Source organism: Streptomyces sp. NPDC037203 (assembly GCF_055605065.1).
The window spans coordinates 148125-163737 of the sequence record NZ_JBVJUC010000008.1; the positions used below are offsets into that span (position 1 = coordinate 148125).

The 15613-nt window shown below is 72.3% G+C and carries 16 protein-coding genes; 11 read left to right on the forward strand and 5 right to left on the reverse strand.

What is annotated here, in order from left to right; translation table 11 throughout:
- Positions 1–7: 7 nt before the first annotated feature.
- Positions 8–463, reverse strand: coding sequence for a hypothetical protein (locus ACZ7EC_RS22385; protein WP_471065010.1), 456 nt, complete (start codon positions 461–463; stop codon positions 8–10).
- A gap of 117 nt (positions 464–580) precedes the next feature.
- Positions 581–2089: an amino acid adenylation domain-containing protein gene (locus tag ACZ7EC_RS22390; protein WP_471065011.1), complete on the reverse strand. Its 1509-nt coding sequence runs from the start codon at positions 2087–2089 to the stop codon at positions 581–583.
- Between the two features lie 206 nt (positions 2090–2295).
- Here ACZ7EC_RS22390 and ACZ7EC_RS22395 point away from each other — a divergent pair, with 206 nt between their 5' ends.
- The 10 genes from ACZ7EC_RS22395 (at position 2296) to ACZ7EC_RS22440 (ending at position 12289) form a co-directional block, all read left to right on the forward strand.
- Entirely contained in the window at positions 2296–3057 is a 762-nt protein-coding gene (locus ACZ7EC_RS22395; protein WP_471065012.1) for an alpha/beta fold hydrolase, read from the forward strand.
- Positions 3054–4292, forward strand: coding sequence for an MFS transporter (locus tag ACZ7EC_RS22400; protein ID WP_471065013.1), 1239 nt, complete (start codon positions 3054–3056; stop codon positions 4290–4292). Before ACZ7EC_RS22395 ends, ACZ7EC_RS22400 begins: the two co-directional genes overlap by 4 nt.
- A gap of 54 nt (positions 4293–4346) precedes the next feature.
- Positions 4347–5423, forward strand: a complete 1077-nt coding sequence (locus ACZ7EC_RS22405; protein ID WP_471065014.1) for a thioesterase domain-containing protein — start codon at positions 4347–4349, stop codon at positions 5421–5423.
- 26 nt (positions 5424–5449) lie between these two features.
- Positions 5450–5944 (forward strand): SAM-dependent methyltransferase, encoded by a 495-nt coding sequence (locus tag ACZ7EC_RS22410; RefSeq protein WP_471065015.1) that lies wholly within the window; start codon positions 5450–5452, stop codon positions 5942–5944.
- Between the two features lie 116 nt (positions 5945–6060).
- Positions 6061–7527 carry a coproporphyrinogen-III oxidase family protein gene (locus ACZ7EC_RS22415; RefSeq protein ID WP_471065016.1) on the forward strand — a complete coding sequence of 489 codons (1467 nt, stop codon included), beginning with the start codon at positions 6061–6063 and terminating at the stop codon, positions 7525–7527.
- Between the two features lie 2 nt (positions 7528–7529).
- A complete protein-coding gene (locus ACZ7EC_RS22420) occupies positions 7530–8579 on the forward strand; it encodes a PLP-dependent transferase (RefSeq protein WP_471065297.1) in 1050 nt (349 codons plus the stop codon).
- The gene (locus ACZ7EC_RS22425) at positions 8573–9625 is read left to right on the forward strand and encodes a hypothetical protein (RefSeq protein WP_471065018.1); all 1053 of its coding nucleotides are present in this window, start codon (positions 8573–8575) and stop codon (positions 9623–9625) included. Before ACZ7EC_RS22420 ends, ACZ7EC_RS22425 begins: the two co-directional genes overlap by 7 nt.
- Positions 9615–10379, forward strand: a complete 765-nt coding sequence (locus ACZ7EC_RS22430; RefSeq protein WP_471065020.1) for a class I SAM-dependent methyltransferase — start codon at positions 9615–9617, stop codon at positions 10377–10379. The genes ACZ7EC_RS22425 and ACZ7EC_RS22430 overlap by 11 nt, the downstream gene beginning before the upstream one ends.
- Positions 10380–10390: 11 nt before the next feature.
- Positions 10391–11713 carry an ATP-grasp domain-containing protein gene (locus ACZ7EC_RS22435; protein WP_471065021.1) on the forward strand — a complete coding sequence of 441 codons (1323 nt, stop codon included), beginning with the start codon at positions 10391–10393 and terminating at the stop codon, positions 11711–11713.
- Positions 11714–11806: 93 nt separating this feature from the next.
- On the forward strand, positions 11807–12289 hold the full coding sequence (locus ACZ7EC_RS22440; RefSeq protein ID WP_471065023.1) for an SAM-dependent methyltransferase: 483 nt from the start codon (positions 11807–11809) through the stop codon (positions 12287–12289).
- 30 nt (positions 12290–12319) lie between these two features.
- Here the strand turns inward: ACZ7EC_RS22440 and ACZ7EC_RS22445 are convergent, their stop codons facing one another.
- From ACZ7EC_RS22445 to ACZ7EC_RS22455, 3 genes are all read right to left on the reverse strand, one after another.
- Complete coding sequence (locus ACZ7EC_RS22445; protein WP_471065025.1) at positions 12320–12778, reverse strand: helix-turn-helix domain-containing protein; 459 nt, start codon at positions 12776–12778, stop codon at positions 12320–12322.
- A gap of 91 nt (positions 12779–12869) precedes the next feature.
- Positions 12870–14048 carry a pyridoxal phosphate-dependent aminotransferase gene (locus ACZ7EC_RS22450; protein ID WP_471065026.1) on the reverse strand — a complete coding sequence of 393 codons (1179 nt, stop codon included), beginning with the start codon at positions 14046–14048 and terminating at the stop codon, positions 12870–12872.
- 51 nt (positions 14049–14099) lie between these two features.
- On the reverse strand, positions 14100–14390 hold the full coding sequence (locus ACZ7EC_RS22455; RefSeq protein ID WP_471065028.1) for a hypothetical protein: 291 nt from the start codon (positions 14388–14390) through the stop codon (positions 14100–14102).
- Between the two features lie 426 nt (positions 14391–14816).
- Between ACZ7EC_RS22455 and ACZ7EC_RS22460 the strand changes: the two genes are divergently transcribed.
- Entirely contained in the window at positions 14817–15578 is a 762-nt protein-coding gene (locus tag ACZ7EC_RS22460; RefSeq protein ID WP_471065030.1) for a hypothetical protein, read from the forward strand.
- Positions 15579–15613 lie beyond the last annotated feature (35 nt).

A 15613-nucleotide genomic window follows, 5' to 3' on the forward strand; every position in this document is an offset into this window, starting at 1 on the left:
GGGACGGTCAGTGGTGGTCGCGCGAGCTTGCCGCCGGTTCCGCCCCGGCCCAGACGTCGCCCCGCACCAGCAGCTCGCCCGGCACGGCCCGGCGCACCGCGAGGTAGACCTCGTCCGCCGGCACCCCGAGCAGGGCGCTCAACTCGTCGCGCAGCAGCCGCAGCAGCCGGCCCACGGTCTCCCGCGGGTAGCTCGCCTTGCAGGTGACGAAGCCGATCGGGGCGCACGGACGGTCGCCCGCCGGGTGCGGCCGTGCGGATGCGGGCGCGGTTGCGGGCGTCGGCTCGGGCGGGGCGGGGCGGTCCCATTCGGGCCGGTGCGCCGCGTCGGCGTCGAGCCGCTGCCAGATCACCCAGCAGTGCTGCGGGGCGATGCCCAGCAGTCCGGTGACCGCCTCGGCGATCTTCGCCAGGGCGGGACGGCCGGGGCTCGCGTCGGGCGACATCAGGGTGATGACGGGCATGGGGGTGCCTTTCTCGGCGTGGAGGTTTCCTCGGGGCGCGGGGGCCGGCGGGCGCGCGGGGGACCCCGCGCACGCGCGGGAGCGGGGCCGCCGCGGGGCCACGACCCGCCGGGGCGCTCAGCCGGCGAGCGTGGCGAGCAGCTCCGCCCGGTCGATCTTGCCGTTGGCCGTCACCGGCAGCCGCCGCACGCGCCGTACGACGTCCGGCACGGCGTGCGCGGGCAGCCGCTGGGACAGGGAGCGGCGCAGCAGCACCGGGTCCTCGTCGGTCTCGGCGGCGGAGGTGTAGAACAGCGCGAGCCGGTCGTAGGTGCCGAGTCGGCCGGGGACGGGCACGGCCACGCAGTGCGTGATGCCGGGCAGCTTCGCCGCGTGCGCCTCGATCTCCTCCGGCTCGATGCGATACCCGCGGATCTTGACCTGGCGGTCGGTGCGCCCGGTGAAGTGGAAGACGCCGTCCGCGTCCCGCAGGCCGTGGTCGCCGGTCCGGTACAGCCGGGTGCCGGAAGCCGGGTGCTCGGTGAAGCGCGCGGCGGTGAGCTCCGGGTCGCCGAGATAGCCCCGCGCCAGCCCCGCGCCGCCGACGCACAGCTCGCCGACGACGCCGGGCGGGCACTCCCGCCCGCTCTCGTCCAGCACGAGCATCCGGGTGCCGGGGACCGGGCGGCCGATGGGGATGCCGTGCCGCGCCGTGCAGTCCGCCGCGGTGATGGGGTGCACGGTGGCGAACACGCAGCTCTCCACCGGGCCGTAGCCGTTGAACAGCCGGGTGCCGGGGTGCGCGGCGAGGAACCGGCTCACATGCGCGGCCGACAGCCGCTCCCCGCCGATGTACAGGGCGCGCAGGCCCCGGAAGCAGTCCGGGTCGATCTCGGTGAACAGGTTGAACAGGGAGGAGGTGAGCCACGCGGTGCCGACCCCGCTGGTGTCGATCAGATGGCGCAGGGTGTCCGGCAGGAGGTAGTCCTCCGCGGCGGTGACACAGGTGCCGCCGGTGGTGAGCGCCCCCCACAGCTCCAGCGAGAAGGCGTCCCAGGACGACGGGGCCGCCTGCATCATGACGGTGCCGGGACCGAAGGCGAGGGGCCCGTCCGCCGGGAACAGCCGGGTGGTGGCCGCGTGCGGGGACACCACGCCCTTCGGCGTGCCGCTGGTGCCGGAGGTGAAGAAGACGGTGGCGGGGGCGTCGGACGGCCCGTCGTAGGCACGGAACGCGCGCGCGGCGGCGGTATCGAGCTCGCCGGACAGCGCGGGAGGCTGCCACACCGGCCGCTCTCCGCCGGCGGACCCCGACTCCTCCGCGTCCGTCACCAGCACCGGCCCGCCGAGCTGCCCGAGCACCGACTCGACCCGCTCCCGCGGCCACCTCGGGTCCAGCGCGGCGTACCCGGCACCGCACTTGAGCACCGCGAGCAGCGCGGCGTACAGCCGGGCCGAGCGCGGCAGCAGGACGGGGACCAGCGTGCCCGGTCCGGCGCCGACCGCCGCCAGAGCGGCCGCCCAGGCGTCCGCCGTCGCGTCGAGGGTGGCGTAGTCGAGCCGTGTGGAGCCGTCCACCACGGCCAGGGCGTCCGGCCGCGTCCGGGCCCGGTGTGCGACCGCCTGGTGGATCAGGCCGACTCCCATGGAATTCCCTCCGGTTCCGCGGACGGTACGAGGACCGGGCCGGCCGGAATTCCGGCAACCCGTCACCGATACTCCGCCCCCTTCACTCGCGGTGTCACGTACCCGAATCCGGGGACAGCGAAGGGAGTTGACGTACCCCGCCGTCGAACCGGAATCTGATCGGGCCGGGCAGCCGACCTCGGCATTCCTCAAGGGGGTTGATCTCGATGAGCGTTGCCGGACCGGAAGACCGCGTTCTTCCCACACCGGCCCTGGCGGGACACGGCAGCGGTGTCCGACTGCTGGACTACGACGCCGTACCCGGACGCTCCGGCGCCGGCGGTGCTCCGGGCAGCATGCTCCTGCTGCACGGATTCGGCGGCGACAAGACCCAGTTGCGGCCCCTCGGCGACGCCCTGTGCCCGGCCGGCGCGGTCGCCGTCCACCCCTCGCTGCGCGCCCACGGCGACAGCCACCGGCCGGCCTGGGGCTACTCGGTGCTGGACTTCTCCGCCGACCTGCACCGCATCGCCGACATCCTCCCCGACGAGGTGCACCTGGTCGGATACTCCTACGGCGGCCTCGTGGCGGCCGTCTCCGCGGTCACCTGGGGAGCCTCCCGCGTCCGCAGCCTGGTGGTGATCGACCAGTCCTTCGACGCGCACCCCGCGCTGCACGAGGCCGACGAATGGGCCGAGGGCAGCCTGCTGCGCTGGACCTACGACTTCGGGCATCTGCCGGACCTGCTGGAGCGGCTCGGTGTCCCGGTGCTGGTACTGGCCGGCGCCGACAGCCGCAACATCCTGCCCGCCGAACGCGAGCGCCTCGCCGCCCGCGGCGGCATGCTCCGCGTCGAGACCGTCCGGGGTTCGCACGCCGACTGCTATCGCAATACGACGGAGATCACCTCCGTGATGCGCGATTTCTACCGCACCGCATTTCCGGGGATTCCCGGCACGGAAAACGCCGAGAAGGGCGACGTCGCATGAAAACCCGTCTTGTCGAGGAAGGGCCCGCCCGCACCCTGGTGCTCGGCACGCTCGCCAATTCCCTCGGGAACGGCGTCTTCGTCACCTGCTCCGCCCTCTATTTCACCCGGATCGCGGGCTTCAGCCCGGCCCAGCTCGGCCTGGGCCTGAGCATCGCGGGCATCGCCGGACTCTTCGCGGGCGTCCCCTTCGGACACCTCGCCGACCGCAGGGGCCCGCGCGGCACCGCGGCCGCGCTCCTCGTCCTCGCGGGCCTCGCCACCGGCGCCTACCTGCTCACCGACGCGTACCCGCTGTTCATCGTCTTCGCCTTCCTGTACGCGCTGTTCGACCGCGGCGCCTACGCGGCCCGCCAGGCCCTGATCCCGGCCGTGCTGGACGGCGAGAACCTGGTCCGGGTCCGCGCCAAGATCCGCGTGGTCACCAATGTGGGCGTCTCGGCCGGCGCCGCGCTCGGCGGCCTGGCCCTGCTGTGGGACACCGGGACGGCGTACCGGCTCACCTTCCTGCTCAACGCGCTCAGCTTCGTGGTCTGCGGGCTGGTGTTCCTGCGGCTGCCTGCCGTACCGCCCGCCCCGCAGCGCCCGCCGGGCGAACCGCGGCTCGCGGTGCTGCGCGACACCCCGTACGCGCTGCTCGCCGTGCTCAACATGGTGATGCAGCTGCACATCCCGATCCTCGAAGTCATCCTGCCGCTGTGGATCGCGCTGCACACCGGCGCCCCGCACGCGCTCACCGCCGTACTCCTCCTCCTGAACACCCTCGCCTGCGTCGGCCTCCAGGTCCCCGTGACCAAGAAGATCGGTGAACTGCGCTCCGCCGTCCGCGCCTTCCGCGTCGCCGGAGTCGCCCTGCTCGGCTGCTGCGCCGCGTTCGCGCTCTCCTCGGGCCGCGGCCCCTGGGTCGCGACCGTGACGCTGGTGGTGGCCGCCGCCCTCCATGTGTACGGCGAGATGGTCCAGTCGGCCGGCTCCTGGGTGATCGGCTACGAACTCGCCCCGCCCGACAAACAGGGCCAGTACCAGGGCCTGTTCAACACCGGCATCGCGGCGGTGCAGATGTTCGGCCCGGTCTCGCTGACCCTGCTGCTCATCGACTGGGGCACCCCCGGCTGGCTGACCCTGGGCGCGGTGTTCCTGCTCGGCGGACTCGCGATGGCACCGGCGGTGCGCTGGGCCGAGCGCCGCAGGGCCGCGGCCGCGGAAGCCGCCCCCGCGGCGGTGCCCGCGACCTGACCGGCGCCCCGGCCCCCGCATCACATCCCCACGACACACCGGACGAGGGAGACGATGACTCACCCCAACCCGACCACGGACCCCGGTCGCGACGGCGTGGAACTCCAACTGGCGGACGTATGGCGCCGGTTGCTGGGCCGCGACGATGTCGGCATCCACGACGACTTCTTCTCGCTAGGCGGCCACTCGCTGCTCGCCATCAAGCTGACCGTGGAGGTGCGCCGGCTGTTCCAGGTCGACCTGACCGCCGCCGACCTGCTCGCCGCGGCAACCGTCGCCGAACTCGCGGAGATCGTCCGCCGGGGCACCGCCGACCGGCAGGGCCAGCTGGTCCGCATCCAGCAGGGCGCGGGCGGCAGCCCGGTGTACGCCCTGCCACCGGTGTCCGGCACCGTCCTGCTCTACCCGCCCATCGCCCGCGCCATGGGCCTCGACCAGCCCTTCTGGGCCGTGCAGTCGCTCGGCCTGCTGCCCGGCGAGGAGCCCCTGACCTCGATCGAGGCGATCTCCGAGCACTTCATCGAGCAGCTGCGCACCGTCCACCCCGAGGGTGCCGAGTGGAACCTGATGGGCTATTCGATGGGCGGACTGCTCGCCTACGAGACCGCCCGCCGCCTGAGGGAACGGGGCGAACGCGTCGGACTCGTCGGCCTGCTCGACACCCGCATCACCGTCGAGCCCAGCGCCGACCCGGACTTCGCGCTGCGCGCCCTGCTGTGGCGCGGGCTCAAGCTGGAGCTGGACATCGACTGGCTGCGCGGCCTGGACCCGGACAGCCGGGCGCGGACCCTGGTCGAGCGGGCCGTCGAGGCCGGCACCATGCCCGCCGACTTCGACGCCGACCGGCTGCGCCGCATGATCGACATGTACCAGTACAACCTGGACGCCCTCGCGGCCTACGAGATCAAGCCGTACGACGGCCCCGTCACCGTCTTCCGGGTCACCGACCGCTCCATGGAGGGCGGGACGCTCCCCGAGGACCTGGGCTGGAGCGAGGTCGCCGAGCGCGCCGTCGTCGTCGACGTCCCCGGCGACCACTTCACGATGGTCGAGCCCGGCCAGGTCGAGGTCCTGGGCCGGCGGCTGCGCGAACAGCTCGACCTGGCCTCCGCGTCCGCCGTCGCCTCCTGACCCCCGAGCCCCGCAAAGGAGCACCCGTGCAGGACCCGGACGGGATCCCGCCCTCGTACGCCCTCCAGCCCATCGGTGTCGTCCGCTCGCCGCGCAGCGTGCCCGAGCACGACCACTGGGGCGGCGTCACCTCGGTCATCGAGCTGGACCCGGAGCGGCTGCGGCCCGAGGCCGTGGCCGGCCTGGAGCAGTTCTCGCACCTCGAAATCGTCTTCCACTTCCACCTGATCCCGGAGTCGGCGGCCGTCACCGGCGACTGCCATCCCCGAGGCCGCACCGACCTGCCCCGCCTCGGCATCCTCGCCCAGCGCCTCAAGGAACGCCCCAACCGGCTCGGCGTCTCGCGCTGCGAGCTGGTCCGGGTCGACGGGCTGACCCTGCACGTCCGGGCGCTCGACGCGCTGGACGGCACCCCGGTCCTCGACGTCAAGCCGTACCAGCGGATCTTCGCGCCGCCGGCGGACACGGTCCGCGAACCGGCCTGGCTGCACGAGGCGATGTCCCGGTACTACGCCCGCTGAACCACGCCCCCACGAGTCCGACGCCTCCCGGCGACAACCCACGCTCCTCGCGCCATCCCGTACCGCCCCGGTGCCGCCACAAGCCATCCGGGCCCGTCCACAGCCAAGGAGTTTCCATGTCCGTCCCCACCACCGACGGCACCACGGTCGATCTGGAGCTCAACCTCGGCCGCCTGCTGGACCGCAACCCGCAGCTCCAGATCCCCCGCGACGAGTACAACATCAACGTCACCTCGAACGAGGGCGACCGGCTCACCGCCGACGAACTCGCCGCCGAGTACGGCCGGTTCGCGGGCGCGGGACTCCCGGCCCACCTGTACTTCCACCTCCCGCTGTGCAACTACATCTGTCACTTCTGCAACTACGTCAAACGCCTGGTGCCGCGCGGCAAAGAGGACGGCGCCCTGCGCCTGTGGTCCGACCTCCTCATCGAGGAGTCCCGCCGCTACCTGGACCGCTTCGACTGGATACCCCGCGCCCGCATCGAGTCCTTCTACATCGGCGGCGGCACCGCGGCCCTGCTGCTCAACAGCCCCGAGTACATCCGGCCGCTGGTCGAGCACGTCCGGGAGAACTACGACCTCGCGGACGAGATCGAGTTCAACATCGAGGGCAACCCGGAGAACTTCCAGCAGCACCACCTTCAGACCGCGCGGGAGCTCGGCTTCAACCGGTTCAGCCTCGGCGTGCAGTCGCTCCAGGACGAGGTGAACGACTTCACCAAGCGCCGCCACTCCACGGCCCAGTCGCTGGAAGCCATCGAGAACCTGCTCGCGACCGGCTGCCCCTTCAACGTCGACATGATGTTCGGCCTGCCGTACCAGACCCCGGAGTCGGTCCGCCGGGACATGGAGATCCTCACCGGCCTGGGCGTCCCCACCATCACCATCTACCGGCTGCGCAACGCCGACCGCGAGGAGATGGGCATCGGCAACCGCGCGGTCTGGAACAACCCCGCGGTGCGCGAACGGCTCATCCGCGAGGGCCGGTTCCCGGAGCTGGACTCGACGTACGCGATGCGCCAGGAGGCCGTCGAGGTCCTGCTGGAGCAGGGCTACTACCCGAGTCCCTGCGGCTGGTGGAGCCGGCCCGGCACCTACGAGGGCGGCAACATCCCGCAGACCTCGAAGAACAAGTGGGAGCACTACAACACCATGATCGCCTACGGTCCCGGCGCCTACGGCTGGCTCACCGGCGACCAGGAGGAGTTCCTCCAGACGCACAACGTCACCGACATCAGCAAGTACGTGTCGTTCATGCAGAACAACGAGGGACTGCCGCTCAACTTCGGCCGCCGGCTCAGCGGCCACAAGGCCATCGGCACCGCGCTCGGCTTCAACTTCAAGGCCAACCAGCCGATCGACCTCGCCCGCTACCAGGAGCGCTTCGGCGCCGACCTGCTGGAGATGGAACCGTTCGCCTCCGCCTTCGCCGAGCTGATCGAGCGCGGACTGGTCGAGAAGGTCAACGACGGCACCGCCCTCAAGCCGACCCTGGACGGCGAGGCGCTGCACGAGGAGATCATCTTCCACTACTTCCACCAGCGCATCGGCCTGTCCGACGCCCCCGTGTGCCGGCGGTGACCATGCACTCCACCGCCCCCGAGACCACCGCCGCCCCGGCCTTCGCGAGCCCCGCCCGGCGCGTCGAGGACGCCTTCGCCGCCCTGCACGGCGCCGACCGCGCGCTGCTCGCCCCCGGCGTCGTCGCGGCCACCACGGCCACGCTGCTCGCGCTCACCAACCCCGGCGGCCACCTCATCGCCTCCGACCAGACCTGCGACCCGCTGCGCGGCGTCCTCACCCGGGAACTCGCGGGACTGGGCCGCACGGTGACCTTCGTCGACAGCACCGACGCGGACGCCGTCCTGACCGCCGTACGGCCCGAGACCCAGGTCGTCTACACGCAGTCCCTCAGCGACCCGCTGATGCGGCCCGCCCCGCTCAACGAGATCGCCATCCACGCCCAGATGAACGACCTGCTGCTGGTCGTGGACAACACCGCGCTGTCCCCCGCCGAACTGCGGCCCCTGGAGACCGGCGCCGTGATCGTCATCGAGGACACGGCGCCCTTCCTCGACGGCTGGGACGACGTCGGCGCCGCCCTCGTCACCGGCCTCGACCGGTACCTGCCGGGCATCGCGGAGCAGTGCGCGCGGCTCGGCGGCGCGGTGCCCGACTGGTCCGCCCACCTCCTCGAACGCTCCCTGGCCACCCTCCCGCTGCGGCTGACCGCCCAGCGCGACGGCGCCGAGCGGATCGCCGGGATGCTGCGCGCCCACCCGGCCGTACGGGCCGTACACCGCCCGTCGTTCGACGCGGCACCCTGGGCGCTGGAGACCCACCGGGGCTTCGGCGGGCTGCTGTCCTTCGAGGTCGACCCGGACATCCACGACCTCACCGGCATCCTGGCCGCCTGCGCGGGCGACCACAGCCCCCTCGGCAGCACCGCCCGGCTGCCCGCCCGCACCAGCCACGCCCACCTCAGCGAACGGGTGCGCCGGGAGCAGGGCATCACCCGGCGACTGGTCCGCCTCTCGGTGGGCGTCACCGACGCCGACGCCCTGTCCAGCCGGCTGCGGCGGGCCCTGGACACCGCACTCGCCCAGCGCACCGGAGGTGACGAACGATGTTGAACGGCGTCGACCTGCGCGCCCGGCAGTCCCTCGCCGAGCAGATCCGCGAGGACTCCTGGGAGGCGCAGCTGAGCATCGGCGTGGCGGCCCGGCCCGCGGCGGCCGGCCGCTGCCGGGTGCGCACCGAACCGATGCGGCTCGGCTCCACACGGGTGGCCCGCGCCTTCGGCATCGACCAGCGGTTCGGGCCCGGCGCCGCCGACTGCCTCGACCCGGTCGGCTCGGTGCTGGTGGCGCTCGGCGCGTCCGTCGCGGACAGCGTCGTCACCGAGCTGTCCGGCCAGGGCTGCGGCCCGGCGCTGCTGGAGGTGCTGCCCTGTGCCGAGTTCGCGGCGGACGGCACCGGCCGGCTCTCGTACGAGATACGGCTCGACGGCGAGGTCCCGGCCGACCAGGCCCGGCGGGCGGTGGCCGCGGCCCGCGCCCGGTGCACCGCCCACCGCACCCTGGAGGAGCCCAACGACATCAAGGCGGTGGTGCAGACCGCGCGGGACGTGCACCTCGCCAGCCCGCCCGCCGCGGCCGACGGCGCGGACCGCACCCCCGTCCGGCGGCGCACGGCCCGCGTGCTGTGGGAGATCGGCACCCACGTCCTCGCCGAGGTCGACGGGGTGCACGCCGAATCCGACCAGCCCAAGCAGCTGTTCGGCGCCGACCTCGCACCCAGCGCCCAGGAGTACTTCCTGGCCGCGCTGGCCGCCGAGGCCCTCGGCTTCGCCGACCCGCGCGCCGCCGCGCCCGGCGCACCGGCCGCCTCCGTGCACGCCTCCGGCCGGATCGACCTGCGCGGCCCCTACTCCACGCAGGACGCCCCCGTCGGCCTGTGCAACATCCTCGTCCAGCTGCTGCCCGCCGACCCGACCCGCGACGACGAGTCCGCGCCGGACGCGATACGCCGCTGGTTCGCCGAGGGCGACGCCCTGCGGCTGGTACGGGACCCGCACCCGATCGGGGTCCGCCTGGTCCTCGACGGCACCCCCGTCCCCGTACCGCACCCCGAGAACGACCGCACCACCGACACGAAGGAACCCCACCGTGCCCCGTGAATGGGACGCCAAGACGTACGACTCGCTGCCCCTGCCGCACCAGCAGTGGGGCAAGCGCACCCTCGGCAGGCTGGACCTCAAGGGCGGCGAGACCGTCCTGGACGCCGGCTGCGGCACCGGCCGGGACACCGCCGCGCTGCTCGACCTGGTCCCCGACGGCCGGGTGATCGGCGTCGACGGCTCCGCCCGGATGCTCGACCAGCTGCGCACCAAGCTGGCCGACCGGCTCGACCGGCTGGAGATCGTCCAGGCCGACCTGACCAAGCCGCTGCCGATCTCCGGCCAGGTCGACGCGATCACCAGCGTCGCCACCTTCCACTGGATCACCGACCACGCCGCCCTGTTCGCCAACCTGGCCGGACATCTGCGGCCGGGCGGCCAGTTCGTCGCCGAGTGCGGCGGCCAGGGCAATGTCGCCCTGATCAACGCGGCCGTGGGCGAGGTGCTCGGCAAGAGCGCGGAGGACGAGCCCGAGGGCAAGGACCAGGTCTGGTACTTCGGCGGCGTCGAGGAGACCACCGAGCGGCTGGCGGCGGCCGGGTTCACCGACATCGACGTCAACCTGCTGCCCGACCCGGCGCGGCTGGAGCCCGGCGACCAGCTGTGCAGCTACCTGGCCACCGTGGTCCTCGGCTCCCACCTCGACAAGCTCCCCGAGTCCGACCACGAGGACTTCGTGCGCGCGGTCGCCGCCCGCCTGCCCGAACCCGTCGTCGACTACGTACGGCTCAACATCACCGCCCGCCGGGCCTGACGGAGGCACCCATGGCACACTCCGCGCTCCCCACCGTCCTGGTCGTCCACGGCCAGGGCTCCGCCACCGCGTGGCGCATCCTGTCGGCGGCCCGCGGACTGTGCCGGGTGGTCTTCCTGTGCGAGCCCCAAAACCCGGCGTACCAGGACGAGTTGGCGCAGATCGACGGACACGCCGAGATCGCCGACACCACCGGACTCGGCGAGGCGGAGGTGTGCCGGCTCGCCGCGAGCCTGCGCCCCGCGGGCGTCGTCACCTTCAGCGAGTACCGGCTGCGCACCACCGCGGCGGTCGCCGAGCACTGCGGGCTGCGCCACCACTCCCGCGCCACCGCGGCGGCCCTCACCGACAAGTACCGCCAGCGGCGGGTGCTTGCGGACGCCGGCGTCCAGCACACCGCGTGCGTCCTCGTCCGCGATCCGGACGAGGCCGCCGCCGCGCTCGCCCGCGTCGGGCCCGCGGTCCTCAAACCCCGGCACGGCGCCGGCAGCGTGGACACCTGCCTGATCACCTCGGCGGACGAACTCCAAAAGCTGCTCGCGGAGTTCGCGGCCGACGGCGAACGCGAGTTCGTCCTGGAGGAGTTCCTGCCCGGCGATCCCACCCGGACCGGCCCCGGCTGGGCCGACTTCGTCTCGGTGGAGTCCCTGGTCGTCGACGGCGAACCGCGTACCGCCGCGATCAGCGGAAAGCCGCCGATGGTCCCGCCGTTCCGGGAGACCGGCCACGTCCTGCCCGCCCCCCTCGCGCCCGGTCTCGCCGCCGAGGCCGAAGGACTCGCACAGGCGGCGGTGCGGGCCCTCGGCATCCGCCACGGCATCACCCACACCGAGGTCAAACTGACCCCGCACGGGCCGAGGATCATCGAGGTCAACGGGCGGCTCGGCGGACTCATCGCCGAGATCGTGCAACGGCGCACCGGCTACGACATGGTGGCCGCCGCCCTGCGCCTGGCCCTGGGCCTGCCCGTCACCGAACCGGACCCCGCCCGGCTGCACGGGGACCGGGTGACCTTCCAGTACCTGCTGTTCCCGCCCGCCGGCCCGCTCCGGCCCGGCCCGCCCGCACTCCTCGACGGCCTCGGGGACCTGCCCGGTGTCGACCTCGCCGACCTCCGCCCGCCCGCCGACTGGCACACCGACTGGCGCCGGGGCACGCTCGGCGCGATCGGCACGCTCTACGGCTCCGCCGCCGACCACACCGAGCTGCGGGCACTGCTCGACCGGATCGGCGAGCGGATGGACCGGTTCTGGCACGCTGCGGACACACCGGGTGCCGGCGCGCCGCAGCCGGTCGATACGGTAGGCAACTCCATTGACGTACCGACCTGTTGACGTACCGATCCGCTGACGTACCGACACAGCGACGTACCCCCCGACGCGTCGGGCCGCCGACGTGTCGCACGCTCTGAACGAAAGGCGCTGCTCATGCCCGAGAACAACACTCCCGCCGAGGTGGTTTCGGTCCCGGTGGGCCGGGTGGTCGGCGGCCGGGCGGAGGTCCGCGACGACGACTGGGGCCGGGAGACCGCGATCATCCGCCTGGACGCCGGCCAGTACGGCCCCGAGGCGGTGGCCGGCCTGGACTCCTTCTCCCACCTCGAAGTCGTCTACCACTTCGACCGCGTACCCGTGGAGAAGATCGAGACCGGCTCCCGGCACCCGCGCGGCAACACCGACTGGCCCCGCGTCGGCATCTTCGCCCAGCGCGGCAAGAACCGCCCCAACCGGCTCGGCGTCTCCCGCTGCCGCCTGATCAAGGCCGACGGCCTCGACCTGCACGTCCAGGGCCTGGACGCCGTCGACGGCACCCCTGTCCTCGACATCAAGCCCTACATGAGCGAGTTCGGCCCCCAGGGCGAGACCACCCAGCCCGAGTGGGCCACCACCATCATGCGCGACTACTACTGACGGTACGGCTCCCGACGGTACGACGGCCGCTCACTGCGGCTGGAGACCGAGCGCGACGCGGGTGAGTTCCGCCTTGTTGCCGATACCGAACTTGGATCGCACCCGCTTCACGTACGTGTCCACGGTGTGCTGGCTGATGCCGATGCGCCGGGCCACCTGGCCATGGGTCATGCCCGACGCGATGAACCGGAGCACCTGCTCCTCGCGCGGCGACAGCCCGGCCGGCGCCCTGTCGCCCGCGGCGAGGGGCGCGCGCCGTGCCAGTGCCGCGTACACCTGGCGCAGCACCTGGTCCGGGGCCGCGTCGGCCCGCACCACGACGACGTCCGGCGCGTTCGCCCCCCACACCGCTCGCTCCGGCACGTCCTGCTCCAGGGTGTCCTCGACCAGCAGCACATCGATGCCGGCGCCGGGTTCGGGAAAGGCGTCGGCCGAGGTGAAGACGACCTCGCAGGGCGACTGCGTGGTCAGCAGGTGGGTGAGACCCATGAGCACGAGCGGCCGCACACCGCAGATCGCCGTTCTCGTCCCCCCACCGTCCCCCGTCGAAGCCGCTCTCGGGCGTTCGAGCGTGACCGTCTCAGTCCTCATCGGCGCCTTCCCCGTAGATTTTGTTGATGCGTTCGATCGCCTCGGCCACTCGCCGCGGCGGCGCGGCCGTGAAGCACAGGCGCGCCCAACCGCCGTAACGCGCCCCGAAGTCCCGCCCCGGCGCAAGGCCCACGCCGAGCCGGGCACACCGCCGCACGAACCGCTCCCCGTCCCCCCAGGCCCGCAGGTCGAGGAACGTGTACAGGCCGCCGGACGCCTCCGTGTGCGGCACCTCCAGCGTCGAATCGGCCAGCCACCAGGCCGCCGCGGCATGGTCCCGGCGCCGGTCCAGCTCCTCGCGCGGCGTGCGCAGCGCCTCGTACGCGGCGAACTGCGCCGCCGTGGGGACCGGCCCGCCGGTGTACGGCGCCCAGGCGGCCACCGGCGCGGCGAGCCCCGGCGGGCAGACCAGGTACCCCACCCGGTTGCCGGGCATCGCGTACGTCGTCCCGCAGCCGTGCGCCGAGAACGTACGCCGTGCCGCCGCGCCGACCGCCGCCACGTCCGGGAACCCCTCCCTGGTGAAGTCGTACCCGTCGTACGTGTTGTCGGCGATCAGCCACAGATCGTGCCGCTCGGCCAGCTCCACGAGCGCCGCGAGCCGCCGCCGGTCGAGCCGGTGACCGGTCGGATTGTTGGGGCTGTTGAAGTAGACGGCCCGCGTCCTGCCGGTCACCGCCGCCCCGACGGCCCCGGCGAAGTCGAACCCGAACCCGTCCCCGAGTTCCAGGAAGACCGGCACCTCGCGAGCCACCCCGCCCGCTGCCCGCACCAGCCCGGTGGCGTACGGCCACTGCGGCGAGAGCACCAACACCTCGTCGCCCGCCCGCAGTACGGCGCGGAACGCGAGGAGGAGCGCCTGCGTGGCCCCGCCGGTGACCAGCACCTGCTCGGGCGGCACGGTCTCGCCCCGCCGGCCGCTCACCTGCGCGGCGAACGCCGCCCGCAACGCGGGCACGCCCCCCGCGGGTGCCTCCTCGTGCGCCCCGACCCCGAACTCCGCTTCGTCCCACCCCCGAGGCCGCGCGCAGGGCTCGAAGACGGTCCTGCCCCGGTGCAACCGCACCGGCTCCCCGCACCCGGACCCGCGCAGCAACGCATCGACGCGATCACCGAACCCGGCACTCGGGCCGACGAGTTCACCGCGAGGGCGGGGGAGTGAGGGCATGGACGGATGCTCCTGTGGGGTACGGGCGGGTATGGGGACGCACCGGTCGTCCTAGGCGGCGGTGGCACCCCAGTGGGTGTCCGCGGGAACGGCGGCGGGGGCCGCCGGTGTGCTGCCCCAGTGGGTGTCCGCGGGCGCCGTGTCGGCGAGGGCGGCGTGGGTCGCCCCCCAGTGGGTGTCGGCGGGTGCGGACGCGGCGGCGAGGATGGCGCGGGCCGCGCCCCAGTGGGTGTCTCCGGGAGCGGACGCGGCGGCCCCGTCCGCCCCGGCCACCGTCAGCACCGCCGCCACCCCGGCCACCAGACCGAGCACCGCGCGGGTCACGACCCTGGTCTTCGTCATCGCTCTCTCCTCGTCCACGGACACTCCCTCCGCCGGGGCCACCCCCGAGCCGCGTCCCATTCCACCTCCGCCCCCTTTCGAACGGCCTTCCGCCGACCCAGCAGGCATGCCACGCCCACCGAAAGCGGATCAGAAGAAGACGAGAAGGCGCCGAGGGGGTCGTGCACTACCTACGGCACGAGAACCTGGCCGAGACACCCGCCGACCTGCTCCCCAAGGCGAAATCCACCCGGAGCCGGCCGACTATAGGCTCCAGCAGCTCGCACAAAGCAGGTCCGGCTTTTACGCGCATTCTGCTCCGGGCCTTGCGCAGGCCGACGGAGAGTTCCTTCGGACCGGTCCCGGCCCTGTTGCGTCATCTGGTTGACAGCGTTCAAGGCCGGGTGATCACATAGCTCCCCCACTGGTGTTACATGAGGGGTGGAAGTGACGCTGGAGCGTTTGGTTTCGCGGGCGCAGCTTTTGGACAGTGCGCAACTGGACATGCTCGGGGAAATGGCCGAGGCATTGCGGCAGCCATGCGAGGTTCAACTCGATCCTTGCTCCGACCTGGTGAGCAGTGAATTCAGCGACTACTTTTTGAATCGCCTGAAAGTTCACCATGCGACATCCGAAGAGAAATTCAAGAAAACTTCGTTCGAATATGCCTTCATCGCCGCAGCCAGGTATGCGGGAGCCTCCGCGAGTAAAACGCTATCGCAAACCTTCCAGGGTGCTGATGTCATAGTCGACGGGGTGCGCTGGTCGCTGAAGACCGAGGCATCGGCAGGGATAGGTAAATCCAGTATCGTGGTCTCGAAGTTCTCCGAGGCTCGCTGGATTCGGGACTGCAAGACGCCCGGAGACTTTGCGAGCGAATGTCTGCCGAGGTTTCTTGCGCACTTGGCCGAGTATGACAGAATCGCCACACTCCGCGCCTTTTCGGTGGGTCATGAATTTGTGCGTTATGACCTCGTAGAGATACCGAAAAGCCTTTTGATGGGCGTGGCCGACCTTACTGAAGACGACTTCACGCTGCCGACGAAAAACGGCGGAAGCTCTGCGCTCGTGAAGGACGGCAACGGTATCGCATTCAAGCTGGTTCTCGACGGCAGCGTCGAGAAGGTCACCCTGACTCGAATCCCGGTCAAGCGTTGCCGGATCCATGCGAGTTGGACGGTGCCCACTATTCCTGAGAGTACCGAATAGCGGGAACGAATGAAAAGGCGGAGCGCGATCTCGAT

What these genes read in the sequence shown, in the direction of transcription:
- ACZ7EC_RS22420 (WP_471065297.1), top strand. Translation starts at nt 7,530, where the DNA reads ATGCACTCCACCGCCCCCGAGACCACCGCCGCCCCGGCCTTCGCGAGC.
- ACZ7EC_RS22405 (WP_471065014.1), top strand. Translation starts at nt 4,347, where the DNA reads ATGACTCACCCCAACCCGACCACGGACCCCGGTCGCGACGGCGTGGAA.
- ACZ7EC_RS22445 (WP_471065025.1), bottom strand. Translation starts at nt 12,778, where the DNA reads ATGGGTCTCACCCACCTGCTGACCACGCAGTCGCCCTGCGAGGTCGTC.
- ACZ7EC_RS22455 (WP_471065028.1), bottom strand. Translation starts at nt 14,390, where the DNA reads ATGACGAAGACCAGGGTCGTGACCCGCGCGGTGCTCGGTCTGGTGGCC.
- ACZ7EC_RS22425 (WP_471065018.1), top strand. Translation starts at nt 8,573, where the DNA reads ATGTTGAACGGCGTCGACCTGCGCGCCCGGCAGTCCCTCGCCGAGCAG.
- ACZ7EC_RS22415 (WP_471065016.1), top strand. Translation starts at nt 6,061, where the DNA reads ATGTCCGTCCCCACCACCGACGGCACCACGGTCGATCTGGAGCTCAAC.
- ACZ7EC_RS22440 (WP_471065023.1), top strand. Translation starts at nt 11,807, where the DNA reads ATGCCCGAGAACAACACTCCCGCCGAGGTGGTTTCGGTCCCGGTGGGC.
- ACZ7EC_RS22400 (WP_471065013.1), top strand. Translation starts at nt 3,054, where the DNA reads ATGAAAACCCGTCTTGTCGAGGAAGGGCCCGCCCGCACCCTGGTGCTC.
- ACZ7EC_RS22395 (WP_471065012.1), top strand. Translation starts at nt 2,296, where the DNA reads ATGAGCGTTGCCGGACCGGAAGACCGCGTTCTTCCCACACCGGCCCTG.
- ACZ7EC_RS22390 (WP_471065011.1), bottom strand. Translation starts at nt 2,089, where the DNA reads ATGGGAGTCGGCCTGATCCACCAGGCGGTCGCACACCGGGCCCGGACG.
- ACZ7EC_RS22385 (WP_471065010.1), bottom strand. Translation starts at nt 463, where the DNA reads ATGCCCGTCATCACCCTGATGTCGCCCGACGCGAGCCCCGGCCGTCCC.
- ACZ7EC_RS22450 (WP_471065026.1), bottom strand. Translation starts at nt 14,048, where the DNA reads ATGCCCTCACTCCCCCGCCCTCGCGGTGAACTCGTCGGCCCGAGTGCC.
- ACZ7EC_RS22435 (WP_471065021.1), top strand. Translation starts at nt 10,391, where the DNA reads ATGGCACACTCCGCGCTCCCCACCGTCCTGGTCGTCCACGGCCAGGGC.